Below are 14,861 nucleotides of genomic sequence, written 5' to 3' on the forward strand. Positions count from 1 at the left end.
TGGTGGAGACCGACGCCCCGGGCCTGGCCGCGACGGCCCTGGCCCGCGCTCCCCGCCGCTCGCTGATCGTCCTCCTGACCAGCCTCGACGCCGCTCCGATCGAGGAGGGCCTGCTCCCGGTGCTGCCGCAGCTCGCCGAGCGCCACACGGTCCTGCTCGCCTCGGTCTCCGACCCTCACGTCGCCCGGATGGCCACGGCCCGGGGCTCGATCGAGGGCGTCTACGAGGCGGCCGCGGCCACCCAGACCCAGTCCCAGCGTTCCCGTACCGCGGACCAGCTCCGGCGACAGGGCGTGACGGTCGTCGACGCCGCCCCCGACGCCCTCGATCGAGCCCCGGGCCGTGGCCATCCGGGCGACGTGAGGGTCGGAGACCGAGGCGAGCAGGACCGTGTGGCGCTCGGCGAGCTGCGGCAGCACCGGGAGCAGGCCCTCCTCGATCGGAGCGGCGTCGAGGCTGGTCAGGAGGACGATCAGCGAGCGGCGGGGAGCGCGGGCCAGGGCCGTCGCGGCCAGGCCCGGGGCGTCGGTCTCCACCAGCTCCGGTTCGAGCGGGGCGAGCGCGTCGACCACGGCGGGCAGCACGTCGCCGGCGGACCGCCCCTGGACCTGGGCGCGGAGGCGCCGGTCGTAGGCCAGGAGGTCCACGCGGTCCCCGGCACGGGACGCGAGCGCCGTGAGGAGGAGGGCGGCGTCCATGGAGGCGTCGAGCCGGGGGACGTCGCCGACGCGGCCGGCCGAGGTGCGGCCGGTGTCGAGGACGATCAGGATGTGGCGGTCGCGTTCGGGTCGCCAGGTGCGGACGGCGACCGTGGACTGGCGGGCGGTGGCCCGCCAGTCGATCGAGCGGGTGTCGTCACCGGGGACGTACTCGCGGAGGCTGTCGAACTCCGTGCCCTCACCGCGGGTCAGGACGCTGGTGCGGCCGTCGAGTTCCCGGAGTCGGGCCAGGCGGGACGGCAGGTGCTTGCGGCTGGTGAACGGCGGCAGGACGCGGACCGTCCAGGGGACCTCGTGATGGCCTTGGCGGGCTGCCAGGCCGAGCGGGCCGTACGAGCGGACCGTGACGCGCTCGGCGTGGCGGTCGCCCCGGCGGGTCGGGCGCAGGCTGGTGGCCAGGCGGCGGCGTTCGCCGGCGGGGACCGTCAAATCGTGCCGCGAGGCTACCTGTTCGGTGCCGGGGAGCCAGCTGCTGGGCGGCCAGGCGTCGCGCAGCCGGGCGCGGAGCCGGCGGCGGGACCGGTTGGTGACGGTGAGCTGGACGGTGGCCGCGTCACCGAGTCGAACGGATGTATCACCACTTCGGGTGAATTGGAGCGTTCGCACTGGTGCTGCCAGGGCGTAGTCGCACAGAATTGCGAGGGAGAGAGGCGCGTTCACCAGAAGCAACCCCGCCCAGCTGGGGGCGAGGATGCCGACGGGGAGCGATCCGAGGGCGGCGAGCAGCGCTGTTCGTCCGGTGAGGGCCATGGGGCGCCGTTCTCAGCGGGGGACGGGGACGTGGGCGAGGATCGAGYTGATGACGGAGTCGGGGGTGACTCCCTCCATCTCGGCCTCGGGCCGCAGGTGGATGCGATGACGCAGGGTGGGGAGAGCGAGGGCCTTCACGTCGTCCGGGGTGACGTAGTCCCGGCCGGTGAGCCAGGCCCAGGCGCGGGCGGTGGAGAGCAGGGCGGTGGCGCCTCGGGGAGAGACCCCGAGGGTGAGTGAGGGGGATGCACGCGTGGCACGACAGATATCGACGACATAGCCGGCGATCTCGGCCGAGACCGAGACCTTGGCGACGGCGGCCCGGGCGGCTTCAAGATCGGCGGCACCCGCGACGGGGCGGACGCCGGCGGCCTTCAGGTCGCGGGGGTCGAAGCCCTCGGCGTGACGGGTGAGGACCCGGATCTCGTCCGCGCGTGAGGGCAGAGGGACCGTCAGCTTCAGCAGGAAGCGGTCCAGTTGGGCCTCGGGGAGGGGATAGGTGCCCTCGTACTCGACGGGGTTCTGCGTCGCGGCGACCAGGAAGGTGTCGGGCAGGGCGCGCGGAGTGCCGTCGACCGTGACCTGACGCTCCTCCATCGCCTCCAGGAGGGAGGCCTGGGTCTTCGGGGGCGTGCGGTTGATCTCGTCGGCGAGCAGCAGGTTCGTGAAGACCGGGCCGGGCTGGAAGGAGAACTCGGAGGTCCGGGTGTCGTAGACCAGGGAACCGGTGACGTCGCTCGGCATCAGGTCGGGGGTGAACTGGACGCGCTTGGTGTCGAGTTCGAGGGCCGCGGCGAGCGAGCGGACCAGCAGGGTCTTCGCGACGCCGGGGACGCCTTCGAGGAGGACGTGTCCGCGGCAGAGCAGGGCGACGACGAGACCGGTGACGGCGGGGTCCTGGCCGACCACGGCCTTTCCGATCTCGGTGCGCAGGGCCTCCAGGGAGGCGCGGGCGCTGTCCGAGTCCGTGGCGGTCTCGGGGGTCGGGGCGCTCATGAGGTGCGTACCTCTCTTTCGAGGGCGTCGAGTTGGTCCGCCAGGCGGACGAGAGCGGCGTCGTCGGCGGGTGCCGGGCCGAAGAGGAGGTGCTGGGGGTCCGCCGTGGTCCCGGGGAGACGGACGGAGAGCGCGGGGAGGAGACGGTCGGCGGAGTGGGCGTCCTGGAGGGGGACGCCGAGCAGGGGGGCGATCCGGGAACGGGTCGCGGTGCGCAGGACGGAGGAGGCGCGGTCGCGGGCGTTCGCCTTGCGGTAGAGGCGGGCGCGGCCTTCGGTGGCCTCGGAGGCGCGGAGGGCGACGGGCAGCCGCTCGGTCACCAGGGGGCCGAGGCGGCGGGCGCGCCAGACGGCGGCGAACACGGCGGCGAGGGCGAGTTGGAGCGCGCCCCACAGCCAGCCGGAGGGGACGAGGGAGAGGAAGCCGCCCGTGGTGCCGTCGTCGGGTGAGTCGGCGGTGGCGGAGGCATCGGTCAGGGAGGGGAGGTACCAGACGAGATGAGGCCGGGAGCCGAGGAGTTGCAGGGCGAGCGAGGCGTTGCCCTGCTGGTCGAGACGCTGGTTGAGGAGGATGTCGGGCGAGCCCAGGAGGACGGTGTCGGCGGTGCCCGGGCCGGGGAGGCGGAGCAGGGTCGGCAGGCCGTCGGAGGGGTAGCAGGAGTCCGCGGCCGTGCCGGGGGTGGTGCGGTAGCGCTCGCCGCCGAGGTCGGCGCTGCCGGCGCGGACGGCCGCCGCCAGGGTGCAGGACGGGGCGCGATTCTCGACCGGGGTGCTGAGGGAGCTGGTGACTCCCGGGGCGAGGGTGTCGAGGGAGGGCCGTCCCGCGCCGACGAGGACCGTGCGGCCGGTGGAGTCCGCCATGGTCCGGTGGAGCGTGGCCTGCTGGGAGCGCGTCAGCAGGTCGGGGGTGGTGACCAGGAGTGTCGCGTCGGGGCCGGTAGCGGCGGTCGCCGCGTCGAGGGTGGTGGCGACGGTGAGGTCGATGCCTCGGGCCTTGAGGAGTTCGGCGACGGCCCGGCTGCCGTTCGGGTCGGCGGAGCGGGGGTCGAGGGCGCCGTGGGTGTCGGAGGAGCGCAGGGTGGCGAGCGCGAGGCCGCCGGCGAGGACCAGGGCGAGGATGAGGGCCGCGCCGCGGGCTCGGGTCCACCGCTGGCGTGCCGAGAGGGCGGTCGACGTGGTGCTGGTGGCCGTGCGGCTCATGCGGGCGCCCCCGAGGCGGCGGCGGAGTCGAGGGTGGGGCGGGTGCGCTCCAGGACGGTGTCCAGTTCCGCGATGCGGCGGTACGCGGGCTCGTCGGCGGTGCGGCCGCCGTACGTGACGTCGTCGAAGACGCGGACGGCGAGGCGCAGGTCGTCCGCGTGGGCGGGCAGGGAGCGGCTGGCCTCGGCGGCGGCCTCGTCGGCGGTGCGGCCGGGGCGGGGATCGAGCAGGGCGCGTTCCTCCAGGGCGCGGACGATGGCCCGCGTGCGTTCCTGGACGGCCTGGTTCCAGCGGCCCGCGGAGGCGTGGCGGGCGGCGGCCTCGCGGTGGGCGCGGGCGGTGCGCGGGCCGTCCGCGAAGAGGGAGTCGCCGGTGGCGCCCGGTGCGCGCTGGGGGGTGCCGAGGCGCCACCAGAGGGCGGCGGCCGCGGCGATCACGAGGAGGGCGACCACGACGAGGCCGATGACGCCGCCGGGTGTGGCGCCGGACGCGGCGTCGAAGAGGTCGCCGACCCACTCCCAGAAGCGGTCGAGGCCGCGCTGGAGGAGGTTCGGGTCGTTCTCGTGGTACCTCGGGTCGGACAGCTCCCGTTCCGCCGCCTCGCGGGCGGGGACGCGGGAGATGTCCACCGGCGTGTCGTCGGCGCCGAGCCGTGCCGTGGTCGTTCCCCCCGTGACCGTCACGGCATCAGCCGCCGACGGTCTGGGTGCCCGGAGCGGGGCCGTAGCCGGGGATGCCCGCGGCCCGTGCCAGTTCGAGGTCCAGGGCTTCGCGGCGGATGCGCTGGTCCACGTAGAGGAGGACGGTCACGCCGGCCGAGACGGGGTAGGTGAGCGCGCTGGTGATGACGCCGCCGATGCCCGTGACGATCAGGAACGGCCAGCCGAAGCCGGTGGACGTGCCGGAGAGCATGTCGGAGAAGCCGTCGCCGTCGACTGCGATGCCGATGATGGTGAACGGGATCGCGATGATCATGGAGAAGATGAAGATCAGCAGCTGGGTGAGGAGTGTGATGCCGAAGATGCGCCACCACACGCCCTGAACGAGCTTCGCCGAGCGCTTCAGGGACGTGAACACGCCGCCGCGCTCCAGCATCAGGGCCGGGGAGGCGAGGCTGAAGCGGATCATCAGCCAGACGGCCGCCACCAGGGCGCCGAGACCGCCGAGGAGGGTCAGGGCGGCACCGGGGGCGCCGCCGATCAGCAGCCCGGGGAGCAGGCCGACCAGCACGATGGCGGAGCTCATCGCCGCCAGCAGCAGGGTCAGGCCGACGAGCTGGAGGAGGCGCGGGCGGGCCTCCTGCCAGGCGGCGCCGAGCGAGACCGGGCGGCCGAGGACGGCCCGGCTGATGACGACGGTCAGCAGCGCGGCGCTGATCAGGGACCCCATCAGCGTCACGAGCAGGGCGGGGCCGAGGCCGATCAGGGACGACTGGGCCGCGTCGAGGGACTGTTCGAGCGCCTCGGCGGGGGAGGCGTCCGGGTTCGCCGCGGGGACCTCGGGGGCGAGGTACTGCTGGGCCAGGATGTTGGCGATCTGGGAGATCACCGCGACCGTGACCGTGATGGTCAGCACCGTGCGCCAGTAGGTGCGCAGGGTCTTGACCGCGCCGTCGAGGATCTCGCCCATGCCGAGGGGGCGCAGCGGGATCACTCCGGGCTTCGCGGCCGGCGGGCGGCCCCAGTGGGCGTTCGGCGGGGGAGTCCCCCAGCCGGGGCCGCCCGCCGCTCAAGCTCGTCGCGACCGGGATGAACAACCGGGACATCGCCAAGGAGTTGTTCATCTCGGAGAACACCGTGAAGAACCACGTCCGGAACATCCTGGAGAAGCTCCAGCTGCACTCCCGGATGGAGGCCGTGGTCTACGCGATGCGGGAGAAGATCCTGGAGATCCGCTAGTCGGCGGATCCGGGCGAGGTCCAGCCCGGAGTGTCGTTCACGGTCGTCCACCTCGGAGGAATGGTCGCGGTGCCGGATCGGCGAGCCGGCTCGGTCACGGCGGCCGACACCTGACACGGCGGCGGGCCGGGTGCCATCGTGCCACGCGGGGCCCGCCCGTGGGCCGGAGCGTCCGTGACCTTCGTACCTTCGTCCGGACCTTCATAGTGCGGGCGGTGCACGGCACACTGTGCGGACACCCGATCAGCGCGCGCGAACCGTGCGGTGGCGGGCCGAGCGGGGCGCGGTCGACGGGGTCGCGGCCCGGGCTGGGGGAGTCGCTGTGGGGCACGTCACGGCAGGTAACGATTGGCTAATGGGATGATGTCGATATGAAGGGACGCGTTCTTGTCGTCGACGACGACACCGCACTGGCCGAGATGCTCGGCATCGTGCTGCGGGGTGAAGGGTTCGAGCCGTCGTTCGTCGCGGACGGTGACAAGGCGCTTGCCGCATTCCGGGAGGCCAAGCCTGACCTGGTGCTGCTCGACCTGATGCTGCCCGGGAGGGACGGCATCGAGGTGTGCCGCCTGATCAGGGCCGAGTCGGGTGTGCCGATCGTCATGCTCACCGCGAAGAGCGACACGGTCGATGTCGTGGTGGGTCTGGAGTCCGGCGCCGACGACTACATCGTCAAGCCGTTCAAGCCCAAGGAGCTGGTGGCCCGCATCCGGGCGCGGCTGCGGAGGTCGGAGGAACCGGCGCCGGAGCAGCTCACCATCGGTGACCTGGTCATCGACGTGGCGGGGCACTCCGTCAAGCGGGACGGGCAGTCCATCGCCCTGACCCCGCTGGAGTTCGACCTGCTCGTCGCGCTGGCGCGCAAGCCGTGGCAGGTGTTCACCCGCGAGGTGCTTCTGGAGCAGGTCTGGGGCTACCGGCACGCGGCCGACACCCGGCTGGTGAACGTGCACGTCCAGCGGCTGCGCTCGAAGGTCGAGAAGGACCCCGAGCGGCCCGAGATCGTGGTGACCGTGCGGGGCGTCGGATACAAGGCGGGACCGAGCTGACATGAGTACAGGCAGTACTGCTCCGAAGCCCGGGGACCCGGGAGTCCGTACGGGGCGGGCTGCCGGACCGGGGCGGGGGGGCTCGCGTTCCGGCCGTCCGCCGCGCGGTGGACGGCTGTTCCGGGACGGGTCGCCGGGTGGGCCGGTGCTCCGGCTGTTCGTGCGCTGGGTGCGCAGGCCGCTGCTGCCCGCCCTGCGGCTGTGGCGGCGCAACATCCAGCTCCGGATCGTCGCGGGCACCCTGCTGATGTCGCTCGGTGTGGTGCTGCTCCTGGGCCTGGTCGTGATCGGCCAGGTCAGGAACGGGCTGCTCGACGCCAAGGAGAGGGCCGCCCAGAGCCAGGCCGCCGGTGGGTTCTCCGCCGCCCAGGACCGGGCGGCGACCACCCCCTCGGCGGCCGGACAGCAGGACGGCGCGCGGGCCGGTGCCTCCGTCAACTGGCGTTCCACCCTGGTGGAGCAGCTGGCCAGCGGCGGGCAGAGCGCCTTCAACGTGGTCGCGCTGTCCCTGGACGCCGGGGAGGCCGCGAGCCGCGGCGCCCGGGCCTCGGGAGGGGTCGACCCGACCAAGAGCATCCCCGCCGGACTGCGGCTGTCGGTGTCGCAGAGCACGGACACCCTCCAGCAGTTCACCCGCATCCACTACACCGACGGCAAGCAGTCCGAGGCCGGTCTGGTGATCGGCCAGCGGCTGAACGACGCCGAGGGCACCCAGTACGAGCTGTACTACCTCTTCCCGCTGACCCAGGAGGAGGACTCCCTCACCCTGGTCAAGGGCACCCTGGCGACCGCCGGGCTCTTCGTGATGGTGCTGCTCGGCGCCATCGCGTGGCTCATGGTGCGCCAGGTCGTCACCCCCGTGCGGATGGCCGCCGGGATCGCCGAGCGGCTCTCGGCCGGCCGCCTCCAGGAACGGATGAAGGTCACCGGCGAGGACGACATCGCCCGGCTCGGCGAGGCCTTCAACAAGATGGCGCAGAACCTCCAGCTCAAGATCCAGCAGCTGGAGGAGCTGTCGCGGATGCAGCGGCGGTTCGTCTCGGACGTCTCGCACGAGCTGCGGACGCCGCTCACCACGGTCCGGATGGCCGCCGACGTCATCCACGAGGCCCGGGTCGACTTCGACCCCGTCACGGCCCGCTCCGCGGAGCTGCTCGGGGACCAGCTCGACCGTTTCGAGTCCCTGCTCTCCGACCTCCTGGAGATCAGCCGCTTCGACGCGGGAGCGGCCGCCCTGGAGGCCGAGCCGATAGACCTGCGGCAGGTGGTGCGCCGGGTCATCGGCGGCGCCGAGCCCCTCGCCGAACGCAAGGGCACCCGGATCGTCGTCCTCGGCGACCAGCAGCCCGTGGTGGCCGAGGCGGACGCCCGCCGGGTCGAGCGGGTGCTGCGCAACCTGGTCGTCAACGCCGTGGAGCACGGCGAGGGCCGGGACGTGGTGGTGAAGCTGGCGGCCGCCGGCGGGGCCGTCGCGGTCGCCGTGCGCGACTACGGCGTCGGACTCAAGCCGGGCGAGGCGACCCGGGTCTTCAACCGCTTCTGGCGCGCCGACCCGGCCCGGGCGCGGACCACCGGCGGCACCGGCCTCGGCCTGTCGATCGCCGTGGAGGACGCCCGGCTGCACGGCGGCTGGCTCCAGGCCTGGGGCGAGCCCGGCGGCGGGTCGCAGTTCCGGCTCACGCTGCCGCGGACCGCGGACGAGCCGCTCCGGGGGTCCCCGATACCCCTGGAGCCCGAGGACTCCCGGCGCAACCGCGAGCAGGCGGCCGCCGGACGCGTGCAGGACGACGCGCGCCGCACGGTGCCGGCGCAGCCCGCCGGCGACCGGCAGCAGCTGTCCGTACCGCCGAGGCTGCCCGGGCCCCAGCGGGCGACCGTCGATCCGACGGCCCTGCCCGGCAGCGGCGCACGGGTCGTGGCCCGGGGGCYGGCGGAGAACGAGAACGCGGGGGCGGGGCAGGCCACCGCCGGTGCGGGGAACGCGGAGCGGGAGGACGGGACACGTGGGCGCTGACTCCTCCACGGAGCAGGCGGGGCGGGACTTCCGCAAGGGGCGTGTGGTGCGGGCCTTCACGGGCCTCCTGCCGGGGCACCCCGGCGCGGGTGCCCGTCCCGGGCGGGGGTCCGGCGGCCGGGTGGTCGTGCTCGCCGCGTGCGGCGGACTGCTGGTGACCGGCTGCGCGACCATGCCCGACAGCAGCGACGTCCAGCCCGTCAAGGGCGTCAACCAGGGCGACTCGCAGGTCCGGGTCTACGCCGTGGCGCCCCGGGACAACGCGGATCCGGACGACATCGTCGACGGCTTCCTCGAAGCCATGACCAGTGACGACCCCGGCTTCGCCACCGCCCGCAAGTACCTGACGGCCCAGGCCGCGCGGACCTGGAAGCCGGAGCAGAGCATCACCGTGCTCACCACCGCGCCCGACCGCGACCAGGCCGACCGCAACGCCGACCCCGACAACCAGGGCCGCGCCTACCCGCTCTCCGGCCGCAAGATCGCGACCGTGGACGCCCGGCACGCGTACCAGCCGATCAGCCCCGCCAAGTACTTCCAGTCGATCCACGTCGTGCAGCAGCCCACCGCCAACGGCAAGGGCAAGGAGTGGCGCATCGACAGCCTTCCCCCGGGCCTGGTGCTCGGCGAGGCGGACTTCCTGCGCAACTACCGGTCGGTCAACAAGTACTACTTCGCCTCCGGGGAGGACCTGGTCGTCGCCGATCCGGTCTACATCCGGCAGCGGCAGGACCCCGTCACCCGGATGGACCCGGTGACCCAGACGGTCCGGGCGCTCCTCGAAGGCCCCACGGACTGGCTGAAGCCCGCCGTCGACTCCAGCTTCCCCTCCGGTACGGAGCTGCGGAAGGGCGTCACCGCGCTCACCCCCGACGACCAGTCCACGATCAAGGTCCCGCTCAACGCCAAGGCGGACCTGGTGGGCGGCGAGCCGTGCCGGCGGATGGCGGCGCAGCTGCTGTTCACGCTGCGGGACCTGACCTCGGTCAACGCCGAGCAGGTGGAGCTCCAGGGCTCCCGGGGACAGTCGCTGTGCCGGCTCGGCAAGGGGCAGGCGGCCGACGAGTTCGCCCCCGTGCGCCCCACGGACCGGGACGAGAACCCGTACGTCGTCGACGAGCACCACAAGCTGATGATGCTGGTTGTCGGGGGCAAGGAGGCCAACGAGCCCGCCCCCGTGCCCGGCCCGCTCGGCAAGGGCACCGTGAAGCTCGGCTCGGTCGCCGTCGACCGGGGCGAGACCCGGGCCGCCGGTGTCTCGGAGACCGGCCGCGAGCTGTACGTCTCCTCCATCACCACCGAGGAGGCCGCGGCGCCGCCGGTCCTGCGCAGCAAGGCCGTCAGGCCGGACGACCGGCTGTCGGCGCCCAGCTGGGACGGCCGCGGCAACCTGTGGATCGCCGACCGCGACCCCGCCGCCCCCCAGCTGTGGATGGTGCCGGGCGGCACCGGCGATCCCGTCAAGGTGCGCACGCCCCCCTGGCTCGCGGACGACGCGAGGATCGAGTCGCTGCGGGTCTCCGCCGACGGGGTCCGCATCGCGCTCGTCGTCACCCGCGACGGGGACACGACCCTGCAGATCGGCCGGGTCCAGCGGGACACCTCGGGTGACGAGCCGGTCGTCTCCGTGCTCGACTTCCAGCCTGCCGCGCCCCGGATGGAGTCGGTCACGGCCGTCTCCTGGGCCGGGCCGAGCCGGCTCGTCGTCGTCGGCCGGGAGGCGGGCGGCGTCCAGCAGATCCGCTACCTCCAGACGGACGGCTCGACCTCGGCGACCTCGGTGCTCCCCGGTCTGAACGGGGTGACCTCGGTCGCCGCGCCGCACCAGGGCTCCGTGCCGCTGGTCGCGGACTCCGGCAACGACGGCATCGTGCGGCTCGTGCCCGGGACGAACTGGCAGCCCGTGCTCAAGGCGGGCACCTCACCGGTCTATCCGGGGTGACCCGGCCGTACGGGACCCGCCCCTCCGTACCCGCCCCGCGTGACTCCGGGACGGGTACGGAGGGCGGTACCTGACGTACTCCGGGGGCTTCCGCGGCGGTTTTCCACAGGGGTGGCCGCGGTGCGCGGGAAGGCGCACAGTGGAGCCATGCGGGGGTGGTGGCGCGAGATCGCCGGGCTGGTGCTGCCGGTCGCCTGCGGAGGCTGCGGCCGGCCGCGTACCGAGCTGTGCCCGGCGTGCGCGGCCGCTCTGACCGGAGCGGGGGAGGGGCCACGCAGGGTGCGGCCGTCGCCCGAACCCGCCGGGCTGCCCGTCGTCCACGCCGCCGCGCCCTACGCCGACGCCGTGCGCGAACTCCTCGTCTCCCACAAGGAACGCGGGACGCTCGCCCTCGCCCGGCCCCTGGGCGGCGCCCTCGCCGTCGCCGTGGAGGCCGCTGCCGGGGCCGCAGAAGGCCCCGCGACCGCGCCCCTGCTCCTCGTACCGGTGCCTTCCTCTCGGCGCTCCGTACGGGCGCGTGGCCACGATCCGACGCGGCGGATCGCGCTGGCCGCCGCGGCCCGGCTGCGGGGTTCGGGACGGCCTGCGCGGGTCGTGCCGGTGCTGCGTCAGCGGCGGTACGTGGCGGACCAGGCGGGCCTCGGGGCGGCGGGCCGGCGGGAGAACCTCTCCGGCGCGCTGGAGGTCGTCCCCGGCGGCGGACGGCTGCTCCGGGCGGGACGGGTGGTCCTCGTCGACGATCTGATGACCACGGGCGCCACGCTCACGGAGGCGGCGCGCGCCCTCGAAGGCGTACACCTTCCGTTCATTCCTGAATTACCGCGCGGTTTACCGGAGGGTAAGGGGCAGCGCGGATTCGAACAGCGGGCGGCGGCTGTGATCGCATCCTCTCCCGTCTCGTTCGGAATAAACCGGAACTCGTAGGGAACTTGGAACGTTGCAGGTGGTGAACGGTGGAAGCACCCGTCCGGAGGTATGTCGCGGTACCGGGTGCCGACACCCGTCCGAAGGGGCTATGTTCGGTTGTGAGGAATGGCGAAAGCCATCACCTAGCCGAATACATGGTTGCGCCTACAGGACAGGAGTTCAGGGCGAATTAACCTCTTGTCGATGGGGTGGGGATCTCGTCGACTGGGCAGGAGGAGGTGAAACTCGCCGAGTCCGAGCTCCGGTGAACGACCGGAGACTGGTGCAAAGGGAGAAGCCCTGCGGCCAAGAGGGCCGACGGGGCGATCCGGGAACGGAGTTCTGCGTGGACATCGTCGTCAAGGGCCGCAAGACCGAGGTGCCCGAGCGGTTCCGCAAGCACGTGGCCGAGAAGCTGAAGCTGGAGAGGATCCAGAAGCTCGACGGCAAGGTGATCAGCCTCGACGTCGAGGTGTCCAAGGAGCACAACCCGCGGCAGGCCGACAGGTCCGACCGCGTCGAGATCACTCTCCACTCCCGAGGCCCGGTCATCCGGGCCGAAGCCGCGGCGGCTGACCCGTACGCGGCCCTCGACCTCGCCAGCGACAAGCTCGAGGCACGACTGCGCAAGCAGCACGACAAGCGGTACACCCGCCGTGGAAACGGCAGGCTTTCGGCGGCGGAGGTCGGGGACGTGGTGCCCGGCGCCGCCCAGCTCGACGGAGACGGCCAGCTCGTCACCGACGAGTCCGACAAGGTGCCCACCACGATGATGGGCTCGATCGAAGTCCAGGGCGAAGGCCCGCTGGTGGTCCGCGAGAAGACCCACCGGGCCGCGCCGATGACCCTCGACCAGGCTCTCTACGAGATGGAGCTGGTCGGACACGACTTCTATCTCTTCGTCGACTCCGACACGAAGCAGCCGAGCGTCGTCTACCGCCGACACGCGTACGACTACGGCGTCATCCACGTGGAGAGCGACCCGCTCGCCGAGGGTGGCGGCGCGGGTGGTGCGCTCGGCGGCTGACCGCCCCCCGCGCCCCCCACACTCCAACTGCCTCTCACGGTGCCCCTGGAGCGCCCCTCGCGCCCCCAGGGGCACCACCGCGCGCCCGCGGATCACCCCGATGTCGCCGGAGCATGAAAGCATGGCGTGCACGCCAACCGGTGCTCCCCGAGTAGCGGTTGGCGGACCGGAAACGAATTCAGGCCACGGCCTTCAGGGGGAGGAACGATGGCGGACAGCTTCGGGCCGGTGCTCAGCGGGCGCGAGCACGGTGGTGCGGTCCCGGAGGGATCGGAACCGGACAGCGGCCCGTCCCGCGGTGAGCCGATCCGGGTCCTCGTCGTGGACGACCACGCCCTCTTCCGCCGCGGACTCGAGATCGTCCTCGCCCAGGAGGAGGACATCCAGGTCGTCGGAGAGGCAGGCGACGGGGCCGAGGCCGTCGACAAGGCGGCCGATCTGCTGCCGGACATCGTCCTGATGGACGTACGGATGCCCCGGCGCGGCGGCATCGAGGCGTGCACCTCCATCAAGGAGGTGGCCCCCAGCGCGAAGATCATCATGTTGACGATCAGCGACGAGGAGGCCGACCTCTACGAGGCGATCAAGGCGGGCGCCACCGGCTACCTCCTCAAGGAGATCTCCACCGACGAGGTCGCGACGGCCATCCGCGCCGTCGCCGACGGGCAGTCGCAGATCAGCCCCTCGATGGCGTCGAAGCTCCTCACCGAGTTCAAGTCGATGATCCAGCGCACCGACGAGCGCAGGCTGGTGCCCGCGCCCCGGCTGACCGACCGTGAGCTGGAGGTCCTCAAGCTCGTCGCGACCGGGATGAACAACCGGGACATCGCCAAGGAGTTGTTCATCTCGGAGAACACCGTGAAGAACCACGTCCGGAACATCCTGGAGAAGCTCCAGCTGCACTCCCGGATGGAGGCCGTGGTCTACGCGATGCGGGAGAAGATCCTGGAGATCCGCTAGTCGGCGGATCCGCGAGCCGGAAGATCCGCCCCTCGGCGGATCGGCTAGCCGGACACCCGGCCCAGCTCCGCCACCAGCTCCTTCGCCAGCTCCGGGGCGTCCACCCGCTCCACCCGCACCGCGTCGCAGCCGACCCACCCGGCCGCCTCGCGCAGCGCCCGCGCCACCGCCGGGACCGCCTTCGGGCCGTCGAGCGTCACCTGGCGCGCGACCAGCGTCCCGCCCTCCCGCGCCGGGTCGACCCGGCCGACCAGACGGCCGCCGGCCAGCACCGGCATCGCGAAGTAGCCGTGGATCCGCTTCTGCTTCGGGACGTACGCCTCCAGCCGGTGCGTGAAGCCGAAGATCCGCTCCGTGCGGGCCCGCTCCCAGATCAGCGAGTCGAACGGCGACAGCAGGGTCGTACGGTGCCGGCCGCGCGGCTCCGAGGCCAGCGCCGCCGGGTCCGCCCAGGCGGGCTTCCCCCAGCCCGCGACCGTGACCGGCACCAGGCCGGACGCCTCGACGGCGGCGTCGAACTGCTCGCCCTTGAGCCGGTGGTAGTCGGCGATGTCCGCGCGCGTGCCCACGCCCAGCGCCTCGCCCGCCTGCCGGACGAGCCGTCGCACGCACTCGGCGTCGTCCAGGTCGTCGTGGAGCAGGGCCTGCGGGATCGCCCGCTCCGCCAGGTCGTACACCCGCTTCCAGCCGCGCCGCTCGACCACGACCACCTCGCCGTACATCAGGGCCCGCTCGACGGCGATCTTGGAGTCCGACCAGTCCCACCACTCGCCCTTGTTCTTCGCGCCGCCCAGTTCGGTCGCCGTGCAGGGGCCCTCGGCCCGCAGCTGGTCGACGACCTTGTCGTACGCCCCCGCCGACAGCTCGTGGCCCCAGTGCGGGCGGTCGCGGTAGGCGCGGCGGCGGAAGGCGAAGTGCGGCCACTCCTCGACCGGCAGCACGCAGGCCGCGTGCGACCAGTACTCGAAGGCGTGCGAGCCGGTCCAGTAGGCGTCCTCGACGGTCGTGCGGCCGACGGCGCCCAGGCGCGCGTACGGGATGAGCTCGTGCGAGCGGGCGAGGACCGAGATCGTGTCGAGCTGGACCTGACCGAGCGCCCGCAGCACACCGCGCACTCCGGCGCGGCGGTCGGGCGCGCCCAGGAAGCCCTGGGCGCGCAGCGCGATCCGGCGGGCGTCGTCGGCGGACAGTTCGGCGGCGGGGCGCGGCGCAGTCGTCATGGACCGCACCCTAGGCCCCGGCACCGACAGTCCGGAGGGTCGGGCCGCCGGACCGGCGGCCGGGGGGCGGGGCTCGGGACGGGCTCGGGACCGGCGCTCAGGACGGCCCGGGAGTGGCGCTCGGGAACGGCACCCGGGCGCCACTCCCGGGCCGTCCTGAGCGCCGGTCCCGAGCCCGTCC

11 protein-coding genes and 3 pseudogenes are annotated in these 14,861 nt (G+C 73.3%); 8 read left to right on the forward strand and 6 right to left on the reverse strand.

Annotated elements, in window-relative coordinates; translation table 11 throughout:
• Positions 1 to 326, forward strand: a pseudogene (locus tag EAO70_RS17770) (DUF58 domain-containing protein); the annotation flags it as partial.
• On the opposite strand, the pseudogene EAO70_RS17775 reads toward EAO70_RS17770, so the two are convergent.
• From EAO70_RS17775 to EAO70_RS17795, 5 genes and pseudogenes are all read right to left on the reverse strand, one after another.
• A pseudogene (locus EAO70_RS17775) lies at positions 318 to 1,469 on the reverse strand (DUF58 domain-containing protein); the annotation flags it as partial. The pseudogenes EAO70_RS17770 and EAO70_RS17775 overlap by 9 nt on opposite strands.
• 12 nt (positions 1,470 to 1,481) lie before the next feature.
• The gene (locus EAO70_RS17780; RefSeq protein ID WP_148003925.1) at positions 1,482 to 2,465 is read right to left on the reverse strand and encodes an AAA family ATPase; all 984 of its coding nucleotides are present in this window, start codon (positions 2,463 to 2,465) and stop codon (positions 1,482 to 1,484) included.
• Positions 2,462 to 3,664: a DUF4350 domain-containing protein gene (locus EAO70_RS17785; RefSeq protein WP_148003926.1), complete on the reverse strand. Its 1,203-nt coding sequence runs from the start codon at positions 3,662 to 3,664 to the stop codon at positions 2,462 to 2,464. Before EAO70_RS17785 ends, EAO70_RS17780 begins: the two co-directional genes overlap by 4 nt.
• Positions 3,661 to 4,347, reverse strand: coding sequence for a DUF4129 domain-containing protein (locus tag EAO70_RS17790; RefSeq protein ID WP_148003927.1), 687 nt, complete (start codon positions 4,345 to 4,347; stop codon positions 3,661 to 3,663). Before EAO70_RS17790 ends, EAO70_RS17785 begins: the two co-directional genes overlap by 4 nt.
• A 4-nt stretch (positions 4,348 to 4,351) precedes the next feature.
• Complete coding sequence (locus EAO70_RS17795) at positions 4,352 to 5,317, reverse strand: hypothetical protein (protein WP_148003928.1); 966 nt, start codon at positions 5,315 to 5,317, stop codon at positions 4,352 to 4,354.
• 74 nt (positions 5,318 to 5,391) lie between these two features.
• Between EAO70_RS17795 and EAO70_RS17800 the strand changes: the two are divergent.
• The 7 genes and pseudogenes from EAO70_RS17800 to EAO70_RS17830 all read left to right on the forward strand — a co-directional run.
• Positions 5,392 to 5,562, forward strand: a pseudogene (locus tag EAO70_RS17800) (response regulator transcription factor); the annotation flags it as partial.
• 371 nt (positions 5,563 to 5,933) lie between these two features.
• Entirely contained in the window at positions 5,934 to 6,611 is a 678-nt protein-coding gene (mtrA, locus tag EAO70_RS17805) for a two-component system response regulator MtrA (RefSeq protein ID WP_010356958.1), read from the forward strand.
• Position 6,612: 1 nt separating this feature from the next.
• The gene (gene mtrB / locus EAO70_RS17810) at positions 6,613 to 8,625 is read left to right on the forward strand and encodes an MtrAB system histidine kinase MtrB (protein ID WP_148003929.1); all 2,013 of its coding nucleotides are present in this window, start codon (positions 6,613 to 6,615) and stop codon (positions 8,623 to 8,625) included.
• A gap of 172 nt (positions 8,626 to 8,797) precedes the next feature.
• Positions 8,798 to 10,567, forward strand: a complete 1,770-nt coding sequence (locus tag EAO70_RS17815) for an LpqB family beta-propeller domain-containing protein (RefSeq protein ID WP_187284024.1) — start codon at positions 8,798 to 8,800, stop codon at positions 10,565 to 10,567.
• A 147-nt stretch (positions 10,568 to 10,714) separates the two neighbouring features.
• Positions 10,715 to 11,491, forward strand: coding sequence for a ComF family protein (locus EAO70_RS17820; protein ID WP_148003930.1), 777 nt, complete (start codon positions 10,715 to 10,717; stop codon positions 11,489 to 11,491).
• Positions 11,492 to 11,819: 328 nt separating this feature from the next.
• Positions 11,820 to 12,500 (forward strand): ribosome hibernation-promoting factor, HPF/YfiA family, encoded by a 681-nt coding sequence (gene hpf / locus EAO70_RS17825; RefSeq protein ID WP_261992926.1) that lies wholly within the window; start codon positions 11,820 to 11,822, stop codon positions 12,498 to 12,500.
• Positions 12,501 to 12,707: 207 nt separating this feature from the next.
• Entirely contained in the window at positions 12,708 to 13,460 is a 753-nt protein-coding gene (locus EAO70_RS17830; protein ID WP_148003932.1) for a response regulator, read from the forward strand.
• Positions 13,461 to 13,504: 44 nt separating this feature from the next.
• Here EAO70_RS17830 and EAO70_RS17835 read toward each other — a convergent pair whose 3' ends face one another.
• Complete coding sequence (locus EAO70_RS17835) at positions 13,505 to 14,680, reverse strand: winged helix-turn-helix domain-containing protein (protein ID WP_148003933.1); 1,176 nt, start codon at positions 14,678 to 14,680, stop codon at positions 13,505 to 13,507.
• Positions 14,681 to 14,861: the final 181 nt, after the last annotated feature.

Origin of the sequence: Streptomyces sp. adm13(2018), assembly GCF_008042145.1 — a bacterium.
Lineage (GTDB): Bacteria > Actinomycetota > Actinomycetes > Streptomycetales > Streptomycetaceae > Streptomyces.